General features: G+C 61.6%; 20 protein-coding genes. 4 read left to right on the forward strand and 16 right to left on the reverse strand.

Going from position 1 to position 26,475, the window contains the following annotated elements; all coding sequences use genetic code 11:
* Positions 1-12 precede the first annotated feature (12 nt).
* Complete coding sequence (locus tag HBJ59_RS11355; RefSeq protein WP_076015222.1) at positions 13-1,671, reverse strand: cation acetate symporter; 1,659 nt, start codon at positions 1,669-1,671, stop codon at positions 13-15.
* On the reverse strand, positions 1,668-1,979 hold the full coding sequence (locus tag HBJ59_RS11360) for a DUF485 domain-containing protein (RefSeq protein WP_076015221.1): 312 nt from the start codon (positions 1,977-1,979) through the stop codon (positions 1,668-1,670). Before HBJ59_RS11360 ends, HBJ59_RS11355 begins: the two co-directional genes overlap by 4 nt.
* Between HBJ59_RS11360 and HBJ59_RS11365 the strand changes: the two genes are divergently transcribed.
* Entirely contained in the window at positions 1,966-2,226 is a 261-nt protein-coding gene (locus tag HBJ59_RS11365; RefSeq protein ID WP_143503581.1) for a hypothetical protein, read from the forward strand. The genes HBJ59_RS11360 and HBJ59_RS11365 overlap by 14 nt on opposite strands.
* Here the strand turns inward: HBJ59_RS11365 and HBJ59_RS11370 are convergent.
* Positions 2,219-3,070, reverse strand: coding sequence for a glycine betaine ABC transporter substrate-binding protein (locus tag HBJ59_RS11370; protein ID WP_076015220.1), 852 nt, complete (start codon positions 3,068-3,070; stop codon positions 2,219-2,221). The two genes, HBJ59_RS11365 and HBJ59_RS11370, sit on opposite strands and share 8 nt — an antisense overlap.
* Before the next feature lie 330 nt (positions 3,071-3,400).
* Between HBJ59_RS11370 and HBJ59_RS11375 the strand changes: the two genes are divergently transcribed.
* Positions 3,401-4,954, forward strand: coding sequence for a glycosyl hydrolase family 17 protein (locus tag HBJ59_RS11375; protein ID WP_167663602.1), 1,554 nt, complete (start codon positions 3,401-3,403; stop codon positions 4,952-4,954).
* 98 nt (positions 4,955-5,052) lie between these two features.
* Here HBJ59_RS11375 and HBJ59_RS11380 read toward each other — a convergent pair whose 3' ends face one another.
* Positions 5,053-5,421 (reverse strand): hypothetical protein, encoded by a 369-nt coding sequence (locus HBJ59_RS11380; protein WP_167663603.1) that lies wholly within the window; start codon positions 5,419-5,421, stop codon positions 5,053-5,055.
* A gap of 236 nt (positions 5,422-5,657) precedes the next feature.
* On the opposite strand from HBJ59_RS11380, the gene HBJ59_RS11385 reads away from it, so the two are divergent.
* Together HBJ59_RS11385 and HBJ59_RS11390 are read left to right on the forward strand one after the other, a co-directional pair.
* Positions 5,658-6,956, forward strand: coding sequence for a serine protein kinase PrkA (locus HBJ59_RS11385; RefSeq protein WP_010166231.1), 1,299 nt, complete (start codon positions 5,658-5,660; stop codon positions 6,954-6,956).
* Entirely contained in the window at positions 6,949-7,737 is a 789-nt protein-coding gene (locus HBJ59_RS11390) for a VacJ family lipoprotein (RefSeq protein WP_076015218.1), read from the forward strand. The genes HBJ59_RS11385 and HBJ59_RS11390 overlap by 8 nt, the downstream gene beginning before the upstream one ends.
* Positions 7,738-7,767: 30 nt before the next feature.
* Here the strand turns inward: HBJ59_RS11390 and HBJ59_RS11395 are convergent, their stop codons facing one another.
* The 12 genes from HBJ59_RS11395 to HBJ59_RS11450 all read right to left on the reverse strand — a co-directional run bounded on the left by HBJ59_RS11395 (position 7,768) and on the right by HBJ59_RS11450 (position 26,461).
* Positions 7,768-9,759: an FUSC family protein gene (locus tag HBJ59_RS11395; RefSeq protein WP_167663604.1), complete on the reverse strand. Its 1,992-nt coding sequence runs from the start codon at positions 9,757-9,759 to the stop codon at positions 7,768-7,770.
* 71 nt (positions 9,760-9,830) lie between these two features.
* Positions 9,831-10,814 carry a GlxA family transcriptional regulator gene (locus HBJ59_RS11400; RefSeq protein ID WP_167663606.1) on the reverse strand — a complete coding sequence of 328 codons (984 nt, stop codon included), beginning with the start codon at positions 10,812-10,814 and terminating at the stop codon, positions 9,831-9,833.
* 34 nt (positions 10,815-10,848) lie between these two features.
* Positions 10,849-11,754, reverse strand: coding sequence for a DUF808 domain-containing protein (locus tag HBJ59_RS11405; protein WP_167663608.1), 906 nt, complete (start codon positions 11,752-11,754; stop codon positions 10,849-10,851).
* 67 nt (positions 11,755-11,821) lie between these two features.
* Positions 11,822-13,237 carry an efflux transporter outer membrane subunit gene (locus tag HBJ59_RS11410; RefSeq protein WP_167663610.1) on the reverse strand — a complete coding sequence of 472 codons (1,416 nt, stop codon included), beginning with the start codon at positions 13,235-13,237 and terminating at the stop codon, positions 11,822-11,824.
* Positions 13,234-16,359 carry an efflux RND transporter permease subunit gene (locus HBJ59_RS11415; protein WP_167663945.1) on the reverse strand — a complete coding sequence of 1,042 codons (3,126 nt, stop codon included), beginning with the start codon at positions 16,357-16,359 and terminating at the stop codon, positions 13,234-13,236. Before HBJ59_RS11415 ends, HBJ59_RS11410 begins: the two co-directional genes overlap by 4 nt.
* Positions 16,360-16,364: 5 nt before the next feature.
* Positions 16,365-19,427: an efflux RND transporter permease subunit gene (locus HBJ59_RS11420; protein ID WP_076015212.1), complete on the reverse strand. Its 3,063-nt coding sequence runs from the start codon at positions 19,425-19,427 to the stop codon at positions 16,365-16,367.
* Positions 19,428-19,440: 13 nt separating this feature from the next.
* The gene (locus tag HBJ59_RS11425) at positions 19,441-20,568 is read right to left on the reverse strand and encodes an efflux RND transporter periplasmic adaptor subunit (RefSeq protein ID WP_076015344.1); all 1,128 of its coding nucleotides are present in this window, start codon (positions 20,566-20,568) and stop codon (positions 19,441-19,443) included.
* 174 nt (positions 20,569-20,742) lie between these two features.
* A complete protein-coding gene (locus HBJ59_RS11430) occupies positions 20,743-22,029 on the reverse strand; it encodes a histidine-type phosphatase (RefSeq protein WP_167663611.1) in 1,287 nt (428 codons plus the stop codon).
* Positions 22,030-22,099: 70 nt separating this feature from the next.
* Entirely contained in the window at positions 22,100-23,377 is a 1,278-nt protein-coding gene (locus tag HBJ59_RS11435) for a histidine-type phosphatase (protein WP_167663613.1), read from the reverse strand.
* 15 nt (positions 23,378-23,392) lie between these two features.
* Positions 23,393-24,103: an oligogalacturonate-specific porin KdgM family protein gene (locus HBJ59_RS11440; protein WP_076015209.1), complete on the reverse strand. Its 711-nt coding sequence runs from the start codon at positions 24,101-24,103 to the stop codon at positions 23,393-23,395.
* A 123-nt stretch (positions 24,104-24,226) separates the two neighbouring features.
* Positions 24,227-25,588 (reverse strand): MFS transporter, encoded by a 1,362-nt coding sequence (locus HBJ59_RS11445; RefSeq protein WP_167663615.1) that lies wholly within the window; start codon positions 25,586-25,588, stop codon positions 24,227-24,229.
* Between the two features lie 48 nt (positions 25,589-25,636).
* Positions 25,637-26,461 carry an inositol monophosphatase family protein gene (locus HBJ59_RS11450; protein ID WP_076015208.1) on the reverse strand — a complete coding sequence of 275 codons (825 nt, stop codon included), beginning with the start codon at positions 26,459-26,461 and terminating at the stop codon, positions 25,637-25,639.
* Between the last annotated feature and the right edge of the window lie 14 nt (positions 26,462-26,475).

Raw genomic sequence — 26,475 nt, forward strand, 5'->3', positions numbered from 1 at the left:
TCGATACAACCCTTAGTGAGAAACCGCCCCACTCGCCCCAAGACCCGTCTGCGAACGCACAAACTGCGGGAAGTACAGCGCACGTTCCTTCTCTGCCGCCGCCGATTTGTCGGTGATGGAGAAGAACCAGATACCGACGAACGCAATGATCATCGAGAACAGCGCCGGGTACTCGTAAGGGAAAATCGCCTTCTCATGGTGCAGGATCGAGACCCAGATGGTCGGGCCGAGGATCATCAGGCCAACGGCACTGACCAAGCCCAACCAGCCACCAATCATTGCGCCGCGGGTGGTGAGGTTTTTCCAGTACATGGAAAGCAGCAGCACCGGGAAGTTACAGCTCGCCGCAATGGAGAACGCCAGGCCCACCATGAACGCGATGTTCTGGCTCTCAAACAGGATACCCAAGCCAATCGCCAGCACTGCCAGGGCGATGGTGGTGATCTTCGATACGCGAATCTCATCCTTCTCGTTGGCCTTACCTTTCTTGATCACGCTGGCGTACAGGTCATGGGACACCGCCGAAGCACCCGCCAGGGTCAAACCGGCAACCACTGCCAGGATGGTGGCAAACGCCACGGCCGAGATGAAGCCCAGGAAAATACTGCCGCCCACCGCGTTGGCCAGATGCACCGCCGCCATGTTGTTACCGCCGAGCAAGGCACCTGCAGCATCCTTGAACGCCGGGTTGGTGCTGACCAGCAGGATCGCGCCAAAGCCGATGATAAAGGTCAGGATATAGAAGTAGCCGATGAAGCCAGTGGCATACAGCACGCTCTTGCGAGCTTCCTTCGCGTCACTCACGGTGAAGAAGCGCATCAGGATGTGCGGCAGGCCAGCGGTACCAAACATCAGTGCCAGGCCGAGGGAGAACGCCGAAATCGGGTCTTTCACCAGGCCGCCCGGGCTCATGATCGCTTCACCTTTAGGGTGAACCTTGATCGCCTCGGCAAACAGCATGTTGAAGTCGAAGTTGACGTGTTTCATCACCATCAGTGCCATGAACGAGGCACCGGACAGCAGCAGCACTGCCTTGATGATCTGTACCCAGGTGGTCGCCAGCATGCCGCCGAACAACACATAGAGGCACATCAGGATGCCCACCAGGATCACCGCAACGTGGTAATCAAGGCCGAACAACAGCTGGATCAGCTTGCCCGCGCCGACCATCTGCGCGATCAGGTAGAACGCCACCACCACCAGCGAACCGCACGCCGACAGGCTGCGGATCTGGGTTTGCCCGAGGCGGTAGGACGCCACGTCGGCAAAGGTGTATTTGCCCAGGTTACGCAGGCGCTCGGCGATCAGGAACAGAATGATCGGCCAGCCCACCAGGAAGCCGATCGAGTAGATCAGGCCGTCGTAGCCGGAGGTGAACACCAGCGCGGAAATCCCCAGGAAGGACGCCGCCGACATGTAGTCACCGGCAATCGCCAAACCGTTCTGGAACCCGGTGATCTTGCCGCCGGCCGCATAGTAGTCAGCCGCCGACTTGTTGCGCTTGGACGCCCAGTAGGTGATGCACAAGGTCGCGCCAACAAAGGCCACGAACATCAGGATCGCTGCGATATTCAGCGGTTGTTTATGCACTTCGCCGGTCAATGCATCTGCCGCCCAAACGGCAGGTGCAAAGGCCGAGGCGCCGAGTACAGCCAATAGACGACGGATCATTGCGCAGCCTCCTTGAGAATCGCATTGTTCAGGTCGTCGAATTCGCCGTTGGCGCGTCGTACATAGATGCCAGTGAGGATGAAGGCCGACACAATCAGCCCGACCCCGATAGGGATCCCCCACGTGATGGACGAACCGGGGCTGATCTTGGCCCCCAGTATTTGTGGCCCATAGGCAATCAGAAGAATGAAAGCGGAGTACAGCCCAAGCATGATTGCCGAGAGAATCCAGGCGAATCTTTCCCTTTTACTAACCAGCTCCTTGAAACGCGGGCTGTTTTGAATCGAGAGGTAAATGCTGTCGTTCATTGTTTTTATCCTCGCAGCACAGCTTTTTATTATTGGAACATATCCACTGTATGCGGCTGAGGAACAGGTTCCAGACGACCTTAGTAGTAGAAGGAGTGTAGCGAGGGTTTACGGGTGTGCAGAAACAATTGCAGGAGCGAGCTTGCTCGCGAAAAACGTCAACGATAACGCGTTCATTCTGGATGATCGCGGTGCCCTTGCCTTCTTCGCGAGCAAGCTCGCTCCTACCGTTTTGGGTATTACTTAGCAGTCCACTCGGCGACACGCTCAGGGTGCTTGGCCACCCAATCCTTGGCCGCCGCTTCAGGCTTGGCGCCCTCTTGGATCGCCAACATCACTTCGCCGATTTCATCCTTGGAGGCCCACTGGAATTTCTTCAGGAACGCCACGACTTCCGGGGCTTTCTTTTCCAGGCCTTTGCTGCCGATGCTGTTGACGGTTTCAGCAGCACCATAAATTCCTTTTGGGTCGTCCAGGAAACGCAGTTTCCACTTGGCGAACATCCAGTGTGGCACCCAACCGGTGACCGCAATGGATTCCTGTTTGTCTTCGGCACGGGTCAGCTCGGCGATCATCGCCGCGCCCGAACTGGCTTGCAGCTTGTAGTCCAGGCCATAGGCCTTGATCGCTTCGTCGGTCTTGAGCATCACGCCTGAACCGGCGTCGATACCGACGATCTTGTTCTTGAAGGTGGTGTCGGTCTTGAGGTCTTCGATGGATTTGGCTTTCACGTACTCAGGCACGATCAGGCCGATCTTGGCGTCCTTGAAGTTGGGGCCGTAGTCGACCACCTTGTCCTTGTTCTTGGTCCAGTATTCACCGTGGGTCACAGGCAGCCAGGCGGAGAGCATGGCGTCGAGTTTGCCGGTGGCCACGCCTTGCCACATGATCCCGGTGGCGACCGCTTGCAGTTTCACGTCATAACCGAGCTTCTGCTTGATCACTTCTGCCGCCACATGGGTGGTGGCGACACTGTCCGACCAGCCATCCACATAGCCGATGCTCAGGGTTTTGCTGTCGGCGCTGGCCAGTGTGGAGCTCATCGCAACTACCAGCGTGGCAGCTGCGCCCAAGAGTCGTCGCATCTTCATAGTGCTTCCCCGAAAGTGCTGCGCCCGACGGATGCCGAGCGACGTCAACCTGTTGTTATGTGGTGCACCGCGCCCCCTTCACGCGCATCGATCACGTGGGTGCCTCATCAGTGGAGGGCTGACACTTCGATAATCAACCTGCTGCCACAAGCGACCTGCTCTGACTACGACCTCAGGTGAGCAAGAAACGACATCACATCGCCAGCAGGACGATTTGTAGGATATTCACCGACGATCCCGCCCGAACTTTGCATGTCAAAATTATGCTGCCCCACTGGGAGGGCACAAATCCGGGTAAGATGCGCGCCTTTGCCCCCAGACGGCCTGATCATGCCCGCGACTGCACGTTTCCCGCTCCTGCCTTATTTATTTGCCCTGATCCTCGGTGTGCTGGCCCTCGGCGGCTATTGGTACGGCCTTGGCCAACCGGTGGTGCTGCCGGACGTGGCGAGCGCCAGCCACAAGCTGCAATGCGCGTCCTACACGCCCTTCGACAAAGACCAATCGCCGTTCGACCAGCCGTTCAAACTGCGCCCCGAGCGCATGGACGCCGACCTCGCGTTGCTGTCCACCCGTTTTGAATGCATCCGCACCTACTCCCAGACCGGCCTTGAAGCCTTGCCCGAACTGGCGCGCAAACACGGCCTGAAGCTGATGAGCGGCGCGTGGGTCAGCAGTGATCCGGTGGCGACGGCGAAAGAAGTCGATGCGCTGATCGCTTCGGCCAACGCCAACCCCGACGTCATCACGTCGGTGATCGTGGGTAACGAAACCCTGCTGCGCAAGGAAGTTACCGCCGCGCAGTTGGTCAAGTTGATCCACCAGGTCAAAAGCCAGATCAAGCAGCCGGTCACCTATGCCGACGTGTGGGAATTCTGGTTGCAACACCCGGAAATCGCCCCGGCGGTGGATTTCCTGACCATTCACTTGCTGCCTTACTGGGAAGATGACCCGTCGGGCATCGACCAGGCGCTCAAGCATGTGGGCGATGTTCGCCAGACCTTCGGCAACAAGTTCGCGCCCAAGGATGTAATGATCGGCGAGACCGGCTGGCCGAGCGAAGGCCGCCAGCGGGAAACCGCAGTGCCGAGCCGGGTCAACGAAGCCAAGTTCATGCGTGGGTTCGTGGCCATGGCTGAAGCCAATGGCTGGCACTACAACTTGATCGAAGCGTTTGACCAGCCGTGGAAACGCGCCAGCGAAGGTGCTGTGGGTGGTTACTGGGGTCTGTTCGATGCGGATCGCCAGGACAAAGGCGTGCTGGCAGGGCCGGTGACCAATGTGCCGTACTGGCCGGTTTGGCTGGGGGTTGGCGGGATTATCCTGCTGGGTACGCTGCTGCTTGGCGGCCGCGTGCGCACCACTCGTGCTGCGTTGTTGTTGCCGTTGCTCGGTGCCGTCGCTGCCTGCTCGATCGGCACCTGGGCCGAATTGAACCGGGTCACAGCGCGCTTCGCCGATGAGTGGGTGTGGGCTGGATTGCTGGTGGCCTTGAACCTTGCGGTACTGGCTCACGCCGCCCTGGCGTTGAGTGCACGTGAAGGTTGGCGTGAACGCACCTTCAACTGGATCGAGCAACGCGCTGGCTGGCTGGTGGCAATCGCCGGGTTCGCCGGTGCGGTCATGATGCTGGCGCTGGTGTTTGACCCGCGTTATCGCAGCTTCCCGAGTGCCGCGCTGGTGCTGCCGGCGCTGGTGTACCTGGTGCGTCCGGTGAGCGGGCTGCGTCGGGAGATTGCATTGCTGGCGTTCATCATCGGTGCCGGCATTGCGCCGCAGCTGTACCGTGAAGGGGTGATGAACCAGCAGGCGTGGGGTTGGGCGGTGGTTAGCCTGCTCATGGTCGTAGCATTGTGGCGTTGCTTGCGGGTGCGCAAGGCTTAAGACCGCTTTCGCGAGCAAGCCCGCTCCCACACTCGACCGCATTCCAAGGGATGTACTCGGTCAAATGTGGGAGCGGGCTTGCTCGCGAAGAGGCCCTGTCAGGCGATGCGAGGCTCACGGACCAACCGCAACCCCGCAATCACCACCGCAAACACCGCAAACGTCGTGTTGTACAACGCCAATGCCGGAAAGCCGAACACCAGCGCCAACACCGCCAACCCCCACCCGGCCCGGCCCGGCACAAAAAACGCCAGCACCGACGTGACCAACGCCGCCCAGCCCAGCACCTTGAAGTGAATCATCAACCCCAGGTTGGAACGCACCTGGCATTCCCAGCGGCTGGCTTCGTCAGCACAAATGCCAACCCAGCGGCCATCCTCCATGAATCCATAACGCGCGCCATAACTGGCGGCCAGCCAAAGCGGCAGGGCAATAAGCAACAGGATCAGCGGAAAACGGCGGGACATGGGGCACTCCGATAGACGAAAACGGCGCCCAGCTTAATCCCCCGGCAGCCGTTGGCAAGGCTTGGAAACAGATAAGTATTCAATAGTGCCTGCCAAAGTGTATCGTCTCGCTACTATTACCCCGATTCCGACGTTTTTTCCGACTTTTAGTGCCGAGGGCTGGCACTTCGGCAGCAACGCGGTGGTCATAGCCTGCGAACTCCAATTCAGCACATTTTCCTCTTAGGGATTTAGTCATGCTCCGTTCCTTGCGCTGTGCGGCCCTCTTGGGCAGCCTTTTTCTGAGTGCGTCAGCACTGGCGGTCGATATCGACCAAGCCAGCTATGGCTACCCTTTGACCAACCCGTTTGAAGCAACCATCGCGACCACCCCGCCGAACCTGCGGCCGGAACTGCCGTCCGACGATGAAATCAATCAGTCCGACTACACCCTGACGATGCGCCCCGAGCGCGAGTTCAGCCTGCCCGACAACTTCTGGGCGGTGAAGAAACTCACCTACCGCATCGCCAAGCAAGACCGTGCCGCACCGCTGATCTTCCTGATCGCCGGCACCGGCGCACGCTTTGACAGCACCATCAACGAATACCTGAAAAAGCTGTACTACAAGGCCGGTTACCACGTCGTCCAACTGTCGTCCCCCACCAGCTTCGACTTCATCGCCGCCGCCTCGCGCTTCGCCACCCCCGGCATCAGCCAGGAAGACGCCGAAGACATGTACCGCGTGATGCAGGCGGTACGCGCGCAAAACCCGACGTTGCCCGTGACCGACTTCTACCTCACCGGCTATAGCCTCGGCGCCCTCGACGCAGCCTTTGTCAGCAAACTGGACGAAACCCGTCGCAGCTTCAACTTCAAGAAAGTCCTGCTGCTGAACCCGCCGGTCAACCTCTATACCTCGATCACCAACCTCGACAAGCTGGTGCAGACCGAGGTCAAAGGCATCAACAACAGCACCACTTTCTATGAACTGGTGTTGAACAAACTGACTCGCTACTTCCAGCAAAAGGGCTACATCGACCTGAACGATGCCCTGCTCTACGACTTCCAGAACTCCAAGGAACACCTGACCAACGAACAGATGGCGATGCTGATCGGCACCTCGTTCCGCTTCTCGGCGGCCGACATTGCCTTCACCTCGGACCTGATCAACCGCCGCGGCCTGATCATCCCGCCCAAGTACCCGATCAGCGAAGGCACCAGCCTCACGCCGTTCCTCAAGCGTGCGCTGCAGTGCGACTTCGACTGCTACCTCACCGAACAGGTGATCCCGATGTGGCGCGCCCGTTCCGACGGCGGCAGCCTGTTGCAACTGGTTGACCAGGTCAGCCTGTATGCCCTCAAGGACTACCTGCACGACAGCCCGAAAATCGCCGTCATGCACAACGCCGACGACGTTATCCTGGGCCCGGGCGACCTTGGCTTCCTGCGTAAAACCTTCGGCGATCGCTTGACCGTCTACCCCCTGGGCGGCCATTGCGGCAACCTCAATTACCGCGTCAACGCCGACGCCATGCTGGAGTTCTTCCGTGGCTAAATATCTTCTGCTGCTCGCCGCCCTGATGTGCGCGGGCGTGGCCAATGCCGACAACAGCAAGGCTCACACGCCGACCGTAATCGACTCCGATGGCTTCAAGGAGCCACTGAGCCATCTCAAATTCAACCCTGGCCTGGACCAGCGTGAGTTCGAGCGCTCGTCGGTCAACGCCCTGAATGTCTACGACCCGCTCGAGTCGTGGAACCGCCGGGTGTACCACTTCAACTACCGTTTCGACCAGTGGGTGTTCCTGCCGGTGGTGGACGGTTACCGCTACGTCACCCCGAGTTTCCTGCGCACCGGCGTCAGCAACTTCTTCAACAACCTGGGGGATGTACCCAACCTGTTGAACAGCCTGCTGCAACTCAAGGGCCATCGTTCCCTGGAAACCACCGGCCGCCTGCTGCTCAACACCACCATCGGCATCGCCGGCCTGTGGGACCCGGCCACCGCCATGGGCCTGCCGCGCCAGAGCGAAGACTTCGGCCAGACGTTGGGCTTCTACGGGGTACCGGGCGGCGCCTACCTGGTGCTGCCGCTGTTTGGTCCGTCGAACCTGCGCGATACCACCGGCCTGCTGGTGGACTACGGCGCCGAGACCGAGATCAACTTCCTGAACGTGTCCAAGGTCAGCGAAAATCACCCGGAAATCTGGGCCCTGCGCGCGGTCGACAAGCGCTACCAGACCAGCTTCCGCTACGGCCAGATGAACTCGCCGTTCGAGTATGAAAAGGTGCGCTACGTGTACACCGAGGCGCGCAAGTTGCAGATCGCCGAGTAATGCCCCCCGTAGGCGCTGGCTTGCCAGCGCCTACATTCCCCGCCGACACCACTTACGCCACGTAAACCTCAACTGCAGCACGGCCGCCCTGGCCATTTCCCGATCCTGTTCCGTCAATACCGAGGGCTGCTCAAGCGCCTCCAGCATCGCAACGCTGGCCGCATCCATCAGCGACTCACTCGCCACGCTCGGCCCGCCCGCCTCCAGCGCCGCCTGCAACGCCCGCAAGTAGCGATCACGCTCAATCGCCAACCCGCCACGACTGCCCGCCAGGCACGCGCGCAACTCCAGCAACTCATCCCCCAGGTCCAACCCCAGCAATCCATTGTCCCAATGCGCGCGGCGATCAGCAGGCAAGGTTTCGCTGTAGCGCGACAAGCGAATCAGCCGGTCCGCCATGCGCCCGCCAAACCAGCTTTCAGCCTGTTCCAGCGGGCGCGAGGTCAATTGCGCCAGGTCGAACAACGACGCCTTGAACATCCGCCGATAGTGATGCTCACCCGGATTGAGCTGGATCAGCCGAAACACCACCACGGCAATCCCGACACCCACCAGCGTCGCGATGGCCTTGTTGAGGAAGGCGGCGAAGTCGTAGGTCATCACATTGCTGGGCCCGACATTGTTGACGAAAAAGATGCAGAACGCCGAGGCCGTGGCCGCCAGTTTGAGGCGGCTCATGCACAGCGAGGCGAAAAACAGCGGTACCCCCAACGCCAGGCACAACAAGGGAAAGCCATCGAAGCCGGGCAACAGCACGAAGCACACAAACCCCGCCACCGGGATCGAAAGCGCAATGCCCTTGAGGAAATTCAGGCTTGAGGCCGACGGGTTTTCCCGTGCCGCAAACAGGCTCAGCACCACACCACAAATCGACACCGCGCCCAAACCCGAAGGCCATGCTGTAAAGATCCAGAACGCCGCCACCGCCAGGAACGCCAACGCACTGCGCAACCCACCGAGCACGCCCTGCTCAATATCCCGGTGCCAGGACATCGCCCCCGGCGCGCCGGGCGGTACCCTGCCCTGTTCGACCGCGACCAGGGTCAATCCCCCCAGCTCAATCAAACGCAGTACTCGAGCCAGTTGCATCAGGCAAAAGTGCACCTCCTGGCCAAGCAGCGGATCCTGCAACGCGAGGCCGAGCCGTTGCGCCAGCAACGGCAAGTCATCGAGACGCTCTTGCTGCAATGCGCCCGCCACCGCTTCAATCAATGGCAGCACCGCAGCCGTCTCATCGAGCATCATCCGCTGGCGCGCCACACCTCGCGCTGCCCGCAGCAGGCTAAGCAGATCACGGCTGAGCACCCGCAAGGCCTGGGAGCGCCGCCGGCCCTTGGGCCCTTCAAACCAGGCGTGGTCGCGCTGGCTGTCCACCGCCACCAGGCGGCTCAACGCGTCGAGCAACCCTTTACGCTGATCGTTACCCAACAGCTCCGAAGCGGCGGCACGCACCCCGGCCTGCCAGGCGGCGCGCGCTTGAACCGCCAGCACCTGCTCGACCCGGCGCGGCCACAAAATCGTGCTGGCGATGGAGGCGCAGAGGATCCCCAGGCTGATCTCCTGACAGCGCGCCACCGCCTCATCGAACACCCCCAGCGGTGCCGCCGTAGCCGGCAGCGCAATAATCGCCGTGGTGTAACCCGCCAGCACAAAGCCATAGGACGCGTGATTGCGCAGCAACGAAGCCCCGGTGGTACAGAACGCCAGCCACAGCGCCATGCACAGCAGGAACAACAACGGCGCCTGGCCAAACACACCGATCATCGCAATGGAGACCATGGCCCCGACAAAAGTGCCCACCAGCCGATACGCGCCTTTGGCCAAGACCATGCCGCTGGTGGACTGGCCAACGATGAATACAGTGGTCAGGGCCCATTGCGGCTGCTGCAAGTCGAAACAGAAGGCCAGGTACAACGCGACCCCGCCGGCGATCATGTTGCGCAAGGCAAACAGCAGATCGTTGCGGGACGGGGCCAGCGTCGCTTGCCAGAAATCAGGGAGCTGAAAGGTGGAGGATTTCATGAAACCCGCATATAGATAGCAAGCTAATGATTAGCATCGTATCTATATTTGCCGAGAATGCCAATTCTCGGTTATTTGACCAACCGCTTTTCCTTGGACGGCCTGTAGCCAAAGTACGCGCTGTAGCACTTGCTGAAATGGCTCGGCGAGACAAACCCGCAGGCCACCAGCACGTCGACCTGGGACAGCTCGGTATGTTGCAGCAGCCGGCGGGCCTCGGTGATGCGCAGTTCCAGGTAATAACGCTGGGGCGTAGTGCCAAGCTGCTCCTTGAACAAACGCTCCAACTGGCGCCGGGAACGGCCGGCGTACACCGCCAGTTGTTCAAGCTCCAGGGGCTCTTCGAGATTGGCATCCATCAGGTTGACCACCTCGCGCAACGGCGCGCTCAAGCAGACGTTCTCGGTCGGTTTCACCCGCCGGTAGCGCGACTCCTCAAACGCCAGGATGTCCTCGATCCCCTCGACCAGCGCTTTGCCGTACAGCCCCTTGATCCAGTCCAGCGCCATATGAAACGCACCGGAAGGGCTTGAAGCCGTCAGCCGGTCGCGATCAATCACATACGGCTCGCTGCTGACCTGCGTCGCCTTGCAGAAATCGGCCAGGGCCGGGCGATGTTCCGGGTGCACGGCGCATCGATAGCCGCTCAGCAAACCCGCACGCCCGAGGAACCACGCGCCATTCCACAAGCCGGCGAGGCTCACACCCTGCTCCGCAGCGCTTTTCAGCAGATGGATGAATTCGTCGGAAGCCTTCAGTTCGGTGCGGTAACCACCGCAAATCACCAGCAGGTCCAACTCTTTAAGCACCGAAGACTCAAGCCGCGCATCGGGCCGGATCACCAGCCCCAGGTCGCTGGTCACCTCGCCTTCCTGCAAGCCGAAGGTCGCGGTAGAAAACGACGCAGGCCGCAGCAGGTTCGCGGTGATCAGCGTATCCAGCGCCTGGGTGAACGCCGGCAGCGAGAAATGTTCGAGCAACACAAATCCCGCACGCACCGTTTGACGGGTCTCGCCGGGATTTTCATTCAGATAACGGAGGTTCTTGCCTTTCATGCCCCCGCTGAATTGCCGCCGCTCGATCAAGTGCCTACGCCCTCACCCGCTTCCAAAGGTTACCCACCACGCTGACCACCGCCAATACCCCGGCCCCGGCAATGATCCCCGCCACCGCATTGAGCAACGTCGGCATCAACCACGCCAGGCCGCCGGTACTCTGGCTCACCGTCTCGATCCAGTGATGCACCACCGGCACACCGTGGGTCAGGATGCCGCCGCCGACCATGAACATCGCCGCCGTGCCGATCACCGACAGGCTTTTCATCATGTACGGTGCGGCCCGCAAGATCGCTCCGCCAATACTGCGCGCAGCCTGGCCGGGCTTCTGAGTGAGCCACAGGCCCAGGTCATCGAGTTTGACGATACCGGCCACCAGCCCATAGACGCCGATGGTCATGACGATGGCAATACCCGACAACACGATCACTTGCTGCATCAGCGGCGCATCGGCCACGGTGCCGAGGGTGATGGCGATGATTTCGGCGGAGAGGATGAAATCGGTACGGATCGCGCCCTTGATCTTGTCCTTCTCGAAGGCCACCAGGTCCGTGGCCGGATCCGCCACCGCTTCCACCAAGTGCGCCTGTTCTTCGGTGCGTTTGTGAAAGAAGGTATGCGCGAGTTTCTCGAAGCCTTCAAAACACAAATAAGCGCCGCCCAGCATTAACAGCGGCGTCACCGCCCACGGCGCAAATGCGCTGATCAGCAACGCAGCCGGCACCAAAATCAGCTTGTTGACGAACGAACCCTTGGCCACCGCCCACACTACCGGGATTTCCCGCTCGGCGCGCACCCCGGAGACTTGCTGGGCGTTCAGCGCCAGGTCATCCCCCAACACGCCGGCGGTTTTCTTCGCGGCCATCTTGGTCATCAACGCTACATCGTCGAGCACCGCGGCGATGTCGTCGATCAATACCAGCAAACTGCTTCCTGCCATGGCTCAGGCTTCCCGTGATTCAAAGTGTGCCGAGAATAACGCGGCGCACACCGGGTTAGCGAGCCGTTCAGTGCTGAGGGGTTTGCCAACCGCCACCCAGGCTCTGGATCAGCGCCACACTGCCCTGGCTGAGTTGGCCCTGGGTGTCGCGAAGATTCTGCTCGGCTTGCAGCAGCACCAGTTGCTGGGTCAGCACATTCTCCTGGCTCACAGTGCCGGCGCGCAGTTGCGCTTCCTGGCTGCCGAACAGTTGCTGATTGCGCTGGTAGACCTGCTGGAACGCATCGGCCTGGGTTTGCAGATGGTTGATCGCCGATAGGTTGTCTTCGACGTTCTGCAAAGCGCTGAGCACGGTGCCCCGGTAGTTGGCGGCGATCTGGTCGTAGCTGGCCTCGGCCTGCCTGACCGCCGCTTCACGGGCGCCGCCGTCAAATAGCGTTTGCGCCAGCGCCGGCCCCAACGTCCAGATGCGATTGGGCAAGGAGAACAATCCGCCCAGGGCGCTGCCGCGATAGCCGGCCTCGGCGGTGAGGTCCAGCGTCGGGAAAAACGCGGCTTCGGCCACGCCGATTTTCGCGTTGGCCGCCGCGGCCGAACGCTCCGCCGCGACCACATCGGGACGCCGTTGCAGCAAGGTCGAAGGCAGGGTCAAAGGGGGACGCGGCAGCACGAAGCGGTAGTCATCCCGCGCAGCTACGGCAAACTCGCTCGGCGCCACGCCCACCAGCACCGCCAGCGCGTGTTCGTATTGCTCGCGGTCGCGCAGCGAGGTCTGCAGGTCGGCAATCGAAGTGGTCAGTTGATCCTGGGCCACCAGCAACTGGTCGTTGGTGGCGACGCCCTGGGTGAACTGCACCTGGATCATGTCGAGCAACTTCTGGTTGATAGTCTGTTGCTGCTGCAACAGGCGCACGTCGATATCCATCTGCCGCAGGGCGAGGTAGTTGCTGGCCACGCTGGAGCTGATGGACAACCGTACTCCGGCCAGCAACGCATCGGATTGCTGGGCCGTGGCCTGGCTGGACTCAATCCCGCGCCGCACCAGGCCCCACAGGTCCGGCTCCCAACTGGCGGTCAAGGTTGCGCTGACACTGTTTTCCACGCCGCCAGCGTTGGTGACGGTGCTCGACGTGCCGCTGCCCGCCGTTCCCCGCGTACCCGACAACCCTACGCCAACGGTGGGCCACAACCCCGCCCGGCTGGACGCCACCTGTGCCTGGGCCAGACGATAAGCCGCCTCCGCCGCGATGATCGACTGGTTGGCCTTGGCCGAGCGCGCCACCAGGTCGTTCAGCACCGGATCCTGATAAGCCAGCCACCACTGACTGTCCATCGCCCCTTGGGGGTTGGCCGCCGCGCGCTGCCACTGCGCGCCTTCCTTGAAGGTCTGCGGCAGTTCCATGGCGGGCTTCTGGTAATCGGGCCCGACCATGCAGCCGCCGAGCAGCAGGCTGATGCAAAGCACGCTGTATTTCACGTTCATAACCTTGCTTCCTTACGCCGACCCAGGCGCTGTGACGCCCGGTCAAGCCACAGGTAAATCACCGGGGTGGTGTACAGCGTCAGCACCTGGCTGAACAGCAGGCCACCAATAATCGAAATCCCCAACGGCCGACGCAACTCCGAACCGTAGCCGGTACCGAGCACCAGCGGCAGCGCGCCAAGGATCGCCGCCAGGGTGGTCATCATGATCGGCCGAAAGCGGATCAGGCAGGCCCGGCGAATCGCTTCCTTGGCCGTGAGGCCGAACTCCCGCCGCTCGGTGATCGCGAAGTCGATCATCATGATCGCGTTCTTCTTCACGATGCCAATCAACAGAATCACCCCCACCAGCGCGATGATCGACAGCTCGGTGCCGGTCAGCAGCAAAGCAATCAGCGCACCGACACCGGCCGAGGGCAAGGTCGAGAGGATGGTCAGCGGGTGCATCAGGTTTTCGTAGAGGATGCCCAGCACGATATACACCGAGAGCAGCGCGGCGACGATCAGCAACGGCTCGCTGGCCACCGACGACTGGAACACCTGGGCCGTACCGGCAAACTGGCCGACCACACTGGCGGGCATGCGCAGTTGCTTCACTGCATCGTCCACCATCGCCGTCGCCTGGCCGATGGACGTGCCGGGGGCCAGATTGAACGAGATGGTCACCGCCGGGAACGTGCCCTGGTGACTGATGGAAATCGCGGTGCGCGCCACCGTGTTGTCCGCCAGCGCCGACAGCGGCACCAGCGTCTGTCCGGTGGTCAGGTTGGGCGCTGCCGTAGTGCCTTTGGTGGTCGTGACCTGGGTGCCCGTCGGCACATAAATGCCCTTGAGCGCGGAAGGGTCGGTCCAGTATTCCGGGGCGATTTCCATCACCACGTGGTACTGGTTGGCCGCGCGATACAGGGTGGCGACCTGGCGCTGGCCAAAGGCGTCGTACAGCGCCTGGTCGACCGCCGAGATACTCACCCCGAGGCGCGCCGCCGTGTCGCGATTGATCTGCACATTGGCCAGCAGGCTGTTGTCCTGCTGGTCGGTATTGAGGTCGGTCAGTTGTGGAAACTTACGCAGCACCGCCACCACCTTGGGCACCCATTCATCCAGCGATTCCTGGTCATCGGCGGTCAGGGTGTATTGGTACTGCGCGCCACTTTGCCGGCCACCCACGGTGATGTCCTGGGCCGACTGCAAATACAGCTTGGTGCCGGGCAGGTCGCCGAGGCTGCGACGGATTTGCCCGATGACTTCGGTAGCGCTGTCCTTGCGCTCCCCCAGCGGCTTGAGCAAGACAAACATCTGCGCACTGTTGACCGCCCCACCGCCGCCTCCGCCGCCGCCGACAAACCCGGCGGCGGTTTCGATATTCGGGTTTTTCATCACCTTGCGGTTGATCTCGGTGAAGTCCTTCTGCATCGCCCCGTAGGAAATGCTCTGGTTCGCCAGGATGCTGCCCTGCAAGCGCCCGGTGTCTTCCTGGGGGAAAAAGCCCTTGGGCACCAGCACATACAACACGCCGGCGAGGACGATCACCAACACCGTGCCGAACCCCATCAGCACCGTATGGTCGATCACCCAACCCAGGGTGCGATCGTAGAAGCGGTGAAAACGTGAATCCGGATGTTCGTTGCCTTGGTGAATCTCCTTCGGCGCGCGCAACAGCACACTGGCGAGCATCGGCGTGACCGTCAGGGAGATCAGCATCGAAATCACGATGGCCACCGACAACGACACCGAAAACTCACGGAACAGCCGCCCGACAATCCCGCCCATCAGCAGCAGCGGAATAAACACCGCCACCAGGGACACGCTGATGGTCAGTACCGTAAAGCCGACTTCCTGGGCCCCTTCCAGCGCGGCCTCCACCCGGGTCTTGCCGCGCTCCAGGTGGCGCATGATGTTTTCCACCACCACGATCGCATCGTCCACCACAAAGCCGGTGGAAATGGTCAGCGCCATGAGGGACAGGTTGTTCAGGCTGTAGCCGAGGAAGTACATCGCGCCGAAGGTGCCAAGCAACGACAGCGGCACCACAATCGCCGGCACCAGGGTGCTGCGCCAGTCGCGGAAGAAGCCGAACGTGACCAGTGTCACCAGCAGGATCGACACCAGCAACGTGATCTCGACGTCATGCAACGAGGCGCGAATGGTGGTGGTGCGGTCCATCAGCAAGTCGAGCTTGATCGTCGCTGGAATCGAGCTTTGCAAAAACGGCAGCGAGGCTTTCACCGCGTCCACCGTCTCGATCACGTTGGCCCCCGGCTGCTTGAACACCACCAGCAGCACCGCCGGCTTGCCGTTGGACAGACCGAAGTTGCGCAGGTCCTGCACGTCTTCGCGCACGTAGCCCAGGTCGGAGATATGGATCAGGTCGCCGTTGTGGGCCTTGACCACCAGCGGCCCGTAGTCCTCTTCGTTGAGCAACTGGTCGTTGGCGGCAATGCCGTAGTTACGGTCGCCGATGGCCACGTTGCCCTTGGGCAGGTTGACGTTGGAGGCGTTGATCACCTGGCGCACCTGCTCCAGGCTCACGCCGTACTGGTTGAGCCGGTCGGGGTTCAACTCCACCCGCACCGCCGGCAGCGCGCCGCCGCCCACCGTCACATCACCGACGCCGGTGGTCTGCAACAACTTCTGCTCCAGCAGGGTCGAGGCCACGTCATACATCTGCCCCGGCGTGGCGCTGTCGGAGGTCAGGCTGATGATCAAAATCGGCGAGTCGGCCGGGTTGACCTTGCGGTACGTCGGGTTGCCCGACAGGTCGCTGGGCAGGTTGCTGCGGGCGGCGTTGATCGCGGCCTGCACGTCCCGGGCGGCGCCGTCAATGTCGCGGTTCAGGTCGAACTGCAGGATGATCCGCGCCGAGCCGAGGCTGCTGGACGAGGTCATCTGCGTGACCCCGGCGATCTGCCCGAACTGGCGCTCCAGGGGCGTGGCCACTGAGCTGGCAACCGTGGTGGGATCGGCACCGGGCAACGAGGCGCTGACGCTGATGGTGGGGAAATCCACCTCCGGCAGCGGCGCCACCGGCAGCAGCATGAAGGCCAGCGCGCCAAACAGCGCGAGGCCTGCCGCCATCAAGGTGGTTGCAATCGGGCGGCGAACAAACGGCGCGCTGAGGTTCATCACCATCAGACCGCTTCAGCCGGACGGCGGCTGAAGCGCTGCCCCAGGCTGTGCATGGCAAGAAAGATCACCGGCGTGGAAAACAGCGTCAGCAGTTGGCTGAGCAACAACCCGCCGATAATCGCGATGCCCAGTGGATGACGCAGCTCCGAGCCAATCCCCGTCCCCAGCGCCAGCGGCACCGCGCCGAACAGCGACGCCATGCTGGTCATCAGGATCGGCCGGAACCGCAACTCCGCGGCCTGACGGATCGCCGCCGTGGGGCTCAGGCCACCCTCACGTAATAACTCCAGGGCAAAGTCGACCATCATGATGCCGTTTTTCATCACGATGCCGATCAGCAACACAATGCCGATCAAACCGATAATGTCGAACTGCGTGCCGGTCGCCAGCAGCGCCAGCAAGGCTCCGAGTGCCGCCGAGAGCAGCGTCGAAAGGATCGTCACCGGGTGCACAAAGCTCTCGTACAGAATCCCCAGCATCAGGTACACCACCACAATCGCCGCCACCACCAGGAACACCTGATTCGACAGCGACTGCTCGAACGTCGCCGCCGCACCTTCGAGGTTGGCCTGCACCGACAGCGGTAAACCGACCTTGGCCTCGATGTCCTTGAGCCGCGTCACCGCCGCGCCAAGGGTCTGGCCGGGGGCGAGGTTGAACGACACGTCCGCATAGGGAAACTGGCCCAGCCGGTTGATGGTCACGGGCGCCCGCACCACCTGCAGGGTCGCCATGCTCGACAGCGGCGCGACACCGCCGCCCGGGATGTCCACGTACAACCCCGTGAGCAGGTCAGGCAAGTTGCGCGGCGGATGGTCGGTGGCGATTACCACGTGGTACTGGTTGAGTTGGGTGTAGATCGTCGACACCTGGCGCTGGCCGAAGGCGTCGTACAGCACGTCATCGATCGCCTGGGGCGTGATGCCCAGCCGCGAGGCGGTGGCGCGGTCGAACGTCAGCTGGATCTGGTTGCCAAACTGCATCGCCTGGCTTTGCACGTCGGTGAACATCGGGTCTTGCTTGATCGCGGCCAGCAGCTTGTTGGTCCACGTTTCCAGTTCGTCCGGGTCGGTGGCTTGCAGACCCAGGCGGTAGCTGGTGGTGGACACCGTGGCGTCGAGGGTCAGGTCCTGCACCGAGTGCAGGTACAGGCGGATCCCAGCGTCGTCGGCGTTGGCATCGGAGAGCCGGCGGATCACTTTGGTGGCGCTGTCACGTTCACCCCGCGGCTTGAGGTTGATCAGCAGGTTGCCCTGATTGATGGTCGGGTTGGTCTGGTCGATCCCGACAAAGGACGACAGACTTTGTACGGCAGGGTCCTTGAGGATTCGGGCGGCGAGACGTTGTTGTTCGGTCTGCATCTGCTGGAACGAAACCGTCGGCGCCGCCTGGGAAATACCCTGGATCAGGCCGGTGTCCTGGTCGGGGAAAAAGCCCTTGGGCATGATCACCAGAATCATCAGGGTCAGCGCGGCGGTGAGCGCTATCGAGATCAGCGTTAACGTGCGATGCGCCAGTACCCAGTCGAGGCCACGCACGTAGTGGGTGTTGATGCGGTCGAAGAAATCCGCGCGGCGCTCCTGGTGCTTATTCTTCAACATTCGCGCGCACATCATCGGCGTCAGGGTCAGCGAGATGAAGGCTGAGATAACAATGGTCACGGCCACGGTCATGGCGAATTCACGGAACAACCGGCCGACAACATCGCCCATGAACAGCAGCGGGATCATCACTGCGATCAGGGCGATGGACAGCGAAATAATCGTGAAGCCAATTTGCTCCGAGCCCTTGAGCGCCGCCTCCAGCGGTGAGTCTCCCGCCTCGATATAGCGCGTGATGTTTTCGATCATCACGATGGCGTCGTCCACCACGAATCCGATGGCGATGGTCAGCGCCATCAGCGTCAGGTTGTTCAGGGAGAAGCCCAACGCATAGGCCACTGCCAGGGTACCCACCAGCGTCAACGGAATGGTGACGGCGGGAATGATCGTGGCCGGCACGTTGCGCAGGAACGCGAAAATCACGATCACCACCAGCGCGATGGCCATGGCCAGTTCGTACTGCACATCGGTGACCGAGGCGCGGATGGTTTGCGTGCGGTCGGTCAGCACCTCGACCTTCAAGGTGCCCGGCAAACTGGCCCGCAGCTTGGGCAGCAATTGCTGCACGCGGTCGACCACTTGAATCACGTTGGCGCCGGGTTGGCGCTGGATGTTCAGCACAATCGACGGCGTGCTGTTGGTCCACGCGGCCTGGCGCGGGTTCTCCGGGCCCTGGGTGGAAGTGGCGATCTGCGACAGGCGAATCGGCGCGCCGTTTTTATAGGCGATCACCAGGTCGCGGTATTCCTCGGCCGATTGCAGCTGGTCGTTGGCACCGATGGAATACGCCTGGAACTTGCCGTCGATATTGCCCTTGGCCTGATTGACGTTGGCCGTGCCGAGCGAGCTGCGCAGGTCGTCGATGGACAGGCCAAGACTGTTGAGCGCCGAGGTATTCGCCTCGACCCGCACCGCCGGACGCTGGCCGCCGCTGATGGTCACCAGACCGACGCCGGTGATCTGCGAGATCTTCTGCGCCAGGCGCGTGTCGGCGAGGTCTTCGACCTTGGTCAGCGGCAATACGTCGGAGGTCAGGGACAGGGTCAACACCGGTGCATCCGCCGGGTTGACCTTGCTGTACACCGGCGGGTACGGCAGGTTGGCAGGCAGGAAAGTGCCGGCGGCGTTGATCGCGGCCTGCACCTCCTGTTCGGCGACGTCCAGGGACAGCGACAGGTCGAATTGCAGGGTCACCACCGAAGCGCCGTCGGAGCTGGTGGAATTCATGGATTTGAGGCCCGGCATCTCACCGAGTTGACGTTCCAGCGGCGCGGTAATCGACGAGCTGACCACGTCCGGGCTGGCGCCGGGGTATTGGGTGAAAACCTGGATGGTCGGGTAATCGACTTCGGGCAAGGCCGACACCGACAGCAAGTGATACCCCAACAGGCCGAGCAACAGCACCGCCACCATCATCAAGGTGGTGGCGACGGGACGTTCGATAAAGGGCCGCGAAATGTTCATGCTCGGCAGCTCCTCACTGGGCGACGACCTTCACGGTCGAACCGTCATCCAGCTTGTCGGCGCCTTCGGTGATCACCTGCTCCCCCGGCTTGACCCCGCTCTCGAGCACCGCCGACACATCACCCATCGACGGGCCGGTCTTGATGTTGCGCAGACTGGCCTTGTCGCCATTCACCACGAACACGAAATCGCCCTTGCTGCCATGCTGGATCGCCCGGGTGGGCACCACGGCGACCTGGGTCAAGGTGTCGGCCTTCAGGCGCGCATTGACGAACTGGTTGGGGAACAGCGCATTGCCCGAATCATCGAACTGCGCCTTGACCTTGATGGTGCCGGTGGTGGTGTCTACCTGGTTATCCAGGGCCAACAGGCTGCCGGTGGCCAGCAGGGCTTTTTTATTGCGGTCGTAGGCCAGCACCGTCACAGCGCCACGGCCCAGGGCCTGGTTGATAGCGCCCAAGTCGTCCTCGGGCACCGCGAACACCACGGTGGCCGGGTTCATCTGGGTAATTACCACAATGCCGGTGGTGCTGGTGGTGGTGACGTAGTTGCCCGGGTCTACCAGGCGCAGGCCCACCACACCGTCGACCGGCGAGGTGATGGTGCAGTAACCGACCTGCACTTCAAGGTTCTGCACATTGCCTTGGTCGGCGGCCACGGTGCCCAGTTGTTGCTGAACCAGGGACGCCTGGGTATCGACGGTTTGCTGGCTGGTGGAGCCGGCCTTGACCAGTTCGCGGTAGCGTGCCAAATCGCGCTGGGCATTGCTTAACACGGCCTGGTCGTGGGCCAGGGTACCCTTGGCCACGGCCAGTTGGGCCTTGAGGGCACGGTCATCGATCCGCGCAATCACCTGGCCCTTGCTGACGTGCTGGCCTTCCTTGAATTCCACGCTGCTGAGGATGCCATCGACCTGGGTGACCACGGTCACACTGCGGGTCGGCGTGACGGTGCCTAGGGCATCGATGTAGACCGGCACGTCCTGCAAGGCGACAGGCACCACGGCGACCGGTTCACCGGGTGCGGGTGGCTTGCCTTTGTGCCCACCTGCAAAGAAGTGCAAACCCAAGGCAATCAACAACGCTAGCAGTAACAACGTGCCAACTGCCCAGGCGAACGTACGTCGTCTGCTGTTCTCCACGGTTTCTCTCTCGAACGCCGAAATCAGGATGGGGCGAGCCACCTGATCGGCCGCTCGCTGCCCTGAACTCTAGCAGCGCGCCCGGCCTGTGCCTGTACGACCGTGAATGCGTTCAGCATCAAGACAGACAAAGTCAGCTGCAAGCCCCGAGGCACAGGGGCTGCGTAACGATCATCAACGATAGCTGTAGGCTGTCAGCGCCGTGCGATCGATGTGCTGGTCAAGGCGTTTGAGTGCCACTTCCATCGGGCACAGCAAACCGGCCTGGGTGCTGACACAGCCTTCTCCACTGGCGAGGTCCGCATGCAAGGGCGGCTGCGCCGCGGTCAGCGGCGCCAACTGGCGGATTTGCCCCAGGGATTGCGCCTCGAATGCCACCCGCAGGAAATAGCGACCGGTCTTGAGCTGCTTGTAGCGCTCGAACTGCAGGCTGCCTACCGGTGGAATGTTGCCTTCCAGGTAGTCCCCCAGGGTCCAGCGAAAACCCAGCAAGGTGCGCAGATAGGAAATGTTGGTGTCGTGGGCCACCAGCAGGGTGAAACGTACGTCCGGCGGGTTGCCCAGGGCATCCGTTGCGGCCCGGGGCGTGCCTTGCCTGAGGGCCAGGGAAATCTGGTTCATCAGCTGCGAGCCACCGCGGCTGGCAATGTAGAGGCTGTCGTTGATGAAGTCGTACTTGGCCTTGGTCAACGTGGTCAGTTGCGCGACCTGTTGCACCGTTGCGCCATGACCGAACGCCACCTGGTACAGCGGCAGGCCTTCGCTGTATTCCAGGAGGAAGGTTTCCCCCAGGTTGGCTTCCAGGCTCAGGCCTTTGATGGCGACGCGACCATCTTCATCTTCGACCAGTTGCCAGGGTTGATCGCGGTATTGGCACGCGCTGGCCTCACCGCAGATGACACTGCGCAATTGCTGTTCGGCAACCTGGTAACGCGCTTGAGCGCCGGCAACGCTGCCGCCCATGCGCTCCAGCACACTGTCTTCGGCACGCTGGGGATCAAGTCGCGCGAACGGCATTTTATCGGCCTGGAACAACGCATCCTTGTCGCCCTGCACCACGCTCGGCTGTAAGCCACAACCCGGGAAAAGGCCATCAAGCAGGGCCGTGGCCGTGGCCTGGGTACGTTGCAGGGGACTGGCGCGAACGAATACTTCGCCTGGGCCCGGGCAGCCGCTGGGCAACAAGCCCGCAGCGCGCAGCACCTGGCCACGGTAGCGGCCCATTTCCACCGCCGCGGCGTAGCCATGGCCGGTCAGGTGCCCGTCCGGCACCGTCCAGTTGGGCAACTCGCGGCCGATGGCCTTGGCCAGTTTGGCGCTGTCGGTGGGCGGTCGTACGCCATGACGGCTGACCTGCACCACCTTGTCCAGCACAAAACCGTCGGCCGGCGCCGCCTGCACCGAATACGCCGAGATCAGGCCCAGCAGTAAAAAGGGGGTAAAGCGTGTGAGAGAAGGCATGCGAGCATCCTGTTTCGGGTGAACGTACGAGCCAATCCCGCTCATGGCAAACGGGAATGGCCGCGCAGGGTCAAGGGTAGCGGTAAGCCGTCAGCGCCGAACGGTCAATTGTGTGGCCGGTGCGTTCGACGAATTGCGCGATCGGGCACAGGGTCCCGACAGCGGTATGTTGGCAGCCGGGCTGATCGAAGTCCGTTTGCAACGGCGGGTGCGCAACGTCCAACGGCTGCAACGCGCGGATCTGGTCCATGCCTTGGGTAATGAACCGTGTGCGAACAAAACGCTCACCGGTCTGGCTGTCGCGGTAACGCTCGAACGCCAGTGTGCCGGTCGGCGGGATATTGCCCGGCTGGTACTCGCCCAGCGCCCAGGTAAAGCCCAGCATCGTGCGCAGGTGCGAGATGTTGGTGTCGTGGGCCACCAGCATTAACAGGCGCGCAGGTGGCGGGTTGCCTAGAGGATCATTTTTTTCCAGCGCCGTGCCCTGCTCCAGGGCCAGCACAATCTGGTTCATCAACTGCGAACCCCCACGGCTGGCAATGTAGGCCGTGTCATTGATGAAGTCGTATTTGGCCCTGTGCAAGCGCCCCAGCGCCGAGACTTGTGCTGCATCCCTGGCGTGACCAAAGGCCACGTCGGCCAGGGGCATGCCTTCGCTGTATTGCAGGCGAATGGTCTCGGCCATGGACGAGGCCTTGTCCAGGCCTTTGATCTTGAAGCGCCCGCCATCGCCTTCCTTCAGTGCCCAAGGGGTATCGAAGAACGGGCAGGCTTTGCCGGTTTCGCACACAGCGTCTTTCAGGCGTTCCAGGTCCGGTCGCAAGCGCTCCTGGGCCGCTTGAAGAGTGCCGCCGAGGGCTTGCAGTATCTGCGCCTTGGCGATGGCCGGGTCAAGTTTGGCGAAGGGCATTTCATCGGTCTGGAACAGCGGGTCAGGCTTGCTCCGCGCCCGGGCCTTTTCGCCACAGCCGGGGAACATGCCGTCCAGCAGCGCGGCAGCGGTGGATCGGGTGCGTTGCTTGGGGCTGGCGACGGCGACCACACTTCCCGGCTGCGGGCAGCCGTCAGCCAGCAGGCCCGCGTTGCGATAATAGGCGGCCTGCCAGGTGCCCATCTGGCTGGCAGCCAGGTAGCCATGGCCGGTCAACTCGCCGTCCTGCACCAACCACGGCGTCCAGTCGCGGCCCGTGGCTTTGACCAGTTTGTCGGTGTCGGTGGGCGAACGCACACCATGGCGGCTGACCTGTACGGCTTTTTCCAATACATAATGGCTGCTTTCGGCGGCTTGAAGGCCCGCACACAGCGTGAGCGCGGCGACAGCCAGGCCCGTTCGTTTGAATACGGTCATGCGCAGTCTCCTTGATCAGAATTCGTACTTGAAACCCAGGCGATAGCGGGCCTGGCGCTGGTCGGTGTTCTTGTCGACGTACACGTCGGCCACCTCCAGATAAGGCGTAAATTGTTTGTTCACCTTGTACTCAAACAACACCTTATTGCTGTAGTTATTCTTCGTGCCGTCGAACACCACTTGGTCGCTGTAAATCTGCTTACGGCCTACGCCCACCGACAATTGCCCAAACTTGTATTTGGCACCCAGCTCAATAACGTTATCTTTTTTATCTTCTTTGCCCGACGCGTCGTAGTGGGTGAGCTTGTAGTAATAACCCGGCGTGATGGAGAACTTTTCAGTGACGGCGTAAGAAACTTTCAATGACGGTTTATAGGACTTCTTGTCCTTGGCCACGGCATAAGTGAACTTGGGCTTGACCTTCCATTTAGGCCCCAGCTTGTGGCTGTACTTGACCTTGGCCTTGAGTTCATCCTTGGTCAGGCGCGAAAACGCTTTGCCGGGTTGGCCGTCCTTGTCGGGCGCAGTGTTCATCACTGACTCGAACGAGAACGCCAGCCCATTGTCCAGTGCCTGGGTGAGCATGACCTTATCTTTGTGCTCGCGATCAACTTCCGAATACTGGTGTTGGTAATCCAGTTCAAGGGCATGGGCGGTGGTAGAGGCCACTACCAAACCGATCAGCGAGATACGCCGGATTGCTTTCTTATTAGGGTTAACGCTCATTTTCTTCATCTTTGCACCTGTTATTTTTATTTTTAATGTCAAGACAACTTCCCACGACGGCTTTTTATACGCGCAGACGTACTCCTTTTCCGGATCACTCGGATTGTTTGAAACCTGGGTTTATTAGTTGGTTAAAGGCTTGGCCACTGCATGCCGTTGCCGGCGGTAAACCTGCCCGGAAAACAGTGCGGTCATCACTACCGAGACCAGCGAGGCACCGATCCAGAACAGCGACAAGGTATGGAAGTCGTACAGCTTGCTCCCGTCCGCGGCCAGCGTGGTGCCATGCTCGATCAACACACCCGTGAGAATTTCACCAGCTGCCGCCCCTGCATAACTGGCAATCCCGATCATGCCCAGCGCCGCACCGGCCGCGCTTTTGGCGGCGATATCCACGGCCATCAAGCCGCCGAGGAAACACAGCAATGCGCCCATGGACAGGCCGAACAGCATCATCGCCGCGGCGTCCAGCCAGTAATGGCCACCCGGCAGGAACAGCATCATCCCCAGGGAAGCACTGTTCATCAGGCCAAACAGAATCGCCAGGCCGTGGCGCCGACCACTGAAGAAACGGTCGGAAATCAGCCCGCTCAGACCGGTGCCAACAATCCCGAACACGCCGGTAATGGAGATCAGCGCCGAGGCCGACAGCGTGGTGTAGCCCTTGGCGTTCTCAAGGAAAAACACGCCCCAGGAAATCACTGCATAACGGCCGATGTACATCAGGCACGACGCCAGCGCCAGCAACCACAGCGCCGGGTTCTTCAGGAGTGCCAGTTGCGCGCCCCATTTGCCGATGGTCTTCGACACCACCTCCGCTCGGTCGCTGTCGACTTCGGCAAAGCCTGCACTTTGCGGCGAGTCGGCCATGAACAGGTAGATCAGCAGCATGCCCAACAAGCCCATCGCGGTAGCCAGCCAGTAACCGTATTGCCAGCCCCAGGTCACGATCATCGCCGCGACCGCAATGTAGGTCAGCGCTTCACCGAGGCTGTGGGCAATCGACCAGAAGCCATAGAACGTGCCCCGCTCCTTGTCCGAATACCAGCGCGCCAGCGACACCACGCACGGCCCCACGCCCATGGATTGGGCCCACCCGTTGATGCCCCAGGCGATGGTCAGGACCACTGCGTTGGTGGTCAGGCCCATGCACGCATTTACCACTGCACTGATCAACAAGCCGAGCATCATGAAGCGTCGCACGTTGGCGTGGTCCGCGAGGAAGCCATTGACCAGCTTGCCCACGGCATAGGTGAAAAACAGCGCCGAGCCGATCATGCCCAGTTGCGTCGGGCTGAGGATGTTCTGGGCCACCAATGCGGGCTTGGCGACGTTGAAGGAAAGCCTGCACACGTAGAACAGCGCATAGCTCAAGGACATGGATAAAAAGGTCAGCCAGCGTGCGCGGCGAAACCTGCGGCCATCGGGGTCGTCGACGCCGGGCCGGGCCGGTGCGGCATGGAACAGTTGCAGGATGGATCTCATGGCGGACAGTCTCCTATTGTTATTATTGGCTGTACGTTGAAGCGGGACTCAGGCCTCCAGTGACGGACCGATCAGCTCGGCCAGTTGCGGGTAAACCTGAGGGCTGGCCACCAACAGCGGGTTACCGCCGAGCAAGCCATCGCCCCGAAGGAAATCGCTGCAGCGCCCACCCGCTTCACTGACCAGCACTAGCCCTGCGGCACAGTCCCAACTGTTGATATGGGTTTCGTAGTACCCCACCAGCCGGCCGGCTGCGACATAGGCAATCATCAAGGCACCGGAGCCGTTGCGGATGAACATGCCGCCGCCCTCCAGCAACCCGGAAAGAAACGGAATGAAGTGCTCTTTGCCACGTCGATGGGAAGTGCCAACGCCGGTCACGCCGTAGCGAATATCCGCTGCCTGGCTGACACGAATCGGTGTGTCGTTGACATAGGCGCCCAGGCCACGGCAGGCGTGGAAAAGTTCGTTATGGTTGGCATCCGCCACTGCACCCAGCCAGGGCTGGCCGTCCACCAGCAAGCCGATGGACACACACCAGGTGTGCAGGCCGTTGACGAAGCAACTAGTGCCGTCGATCGGGTCCACCACCCACACGCAGCGGGCCTGCAATCCGTCGGCGCCGCCCTCCTCGCCGACAAACCCATCCTCGGGGAACCGCTCGGCCAGGCGCGCCTTGATAAACACTTCAAGTTCCCGGTCGGCGATGCTGACGACGTCCTGGGGAACCGAATCCTTGTGCTCAACGTTCAACTGCTCGCGCTGACGGTAATACGCCATACCGCGTTGGGCCGCTTCACTTGCGACCTCACGTGCCAAGGCGTAGCGCGCAGCCAGCTCATCCGGGTCCGATAACGTCTGTGCCTGAATCATAAAACCTACCCTTG

Origin of the sequence: Pseudomonas sp. AN3A02 (assembly GCF_011765255.1) — a bacterium.
GTDB lineage: Bacteria > Pseudomonadota > Gammaproteobacteria > Pseudomonadales > Pseudomonadaceae > Aquipseudomonas.

Coding starts and splice junctions, on each gene's coding strand:
- HBJ59_RS11370 (WP_076015220.1), bottom strand. CDS start 3,070: ATGAAGATGCGACGACTCTTGGGCGCAGCTGCCACGCTGGTAGTTGCG.
- HBJ59_RS11380 (WP_167663603.1), bottom strand. CDS start 5,421: ATGTCCCGCCGTTTTCCGCTGATCCTGTTGCTTATTGCCCTGCCGCTT.
- HBJ59_RS11385 (WP_010166231.1), top strand. CDS start 5,658: ATGCTCCGTTCCTTGCGCTGTGCGGCCCTCTTGGGCAGCCTTTTTCTG.
- HBJ59_RS11410 (WP_167663610.1), bottom strand. CDS start 13,237: ATGAACGTGAAATACAGCGTGCTTTGCATCAGCCTGCTGCTCGGCGGC.
- HBJ59_RS11440 (WP_076015209.1), bottom strand. CDS start 24,103: ATGAGCGTTAACCCTAATAAGAAAGCAATCCGGCGTATCTCGCTGATC.
- HBJ59_RS11365 (WP_143503581.1), top strand. CDS start 1,966: ATGCTGTCGTTCATTGTTTTTATCCTCGCAGCACAGCTTTTTATTATT.
- HBJ59_RS11375 (WP_167663602.1), top strand. CDS start 3,401: ATGCCCGCGACTGCACGTTTCCCGCTCCTGCCTTATTTATTTGCCCTG.
- HBJ59_RS11405 (WP_167663608.1), bottom strand. CDS start 11,754: ATGGCAGGAAGCAGTTTGCTGGTATTGATCGACGACATCGCCGCGGTG.
- HBJ59_RS11355 (WP_076015222.1), bottom strand. CDS start 1,671: ATGATCCGTCGTCTATTGGCTGTACTCGGCGCCTCGGCCTTTGCACCT.
- HBJ59_RS11445 (WP_167663615.1), bottom strand. CDS start 25,588: ATGAGATCCATCCTGCAACTGTTCCATGCCGCACCGGCCCGGCCCGGC.
- HBJ59_RS11400 (WP_167663606.1), bottom strand. CDS start 10,814: ATGAAAGGCAAGAACCTCCGTTATCTGAATGAAAATCCCGGCGAGACC.
- HBJ59_RS11420 (WP_076015212.1), bottom strand. CDS start 19,427: ATGAACATTTCGCGGCCCTTTATCGAACGTCCCGTCGCCACCACCTTG.
- HBJ59_RS11435 (WP_167663613.1), bottom strand. CDS start 23,377: ATGACCGTATTCAAACGAACGGGCCTGGCTGTCGCCGCGCTCACGCTG.
- HBJ59_RS11395 (WP_167663604.1), bottom strand. CDS start 9,759: ATGAAATCCTCCACCTTTCAGCTCCCTGATTTCTGGCAAGCGACGCTG.
- HBJ59_RS11415 (WP_167663945.1), bottom strand. CDS start 16,359: ATGAACCTCAGCGCGCCGTTTGTTCGCCGCCCGATTGCAACCACCTTG.
- HBJ59_RS11450 (WP_076015208.1), bottom strand. CDS start 26,461: ATGATTCAGGCACAGACGTTATCGGACCCGGATGAGCTGGCTGCGCGC.
- HBJ59_RS11360 (WP_076015221.1), bottom strand. CDS start 1,979: ATGAACGACAGCATTTACCTCTCGATTCAAAACAGCCCGCGTTTCAAG.
- HBJ59_RS11430 (WP_167663611.1), bottom strand. CDS start 22,029: ATGCCTTCTCTCACACGCTTTACCCCCTTTTTACTGCTGGGCCTGATC.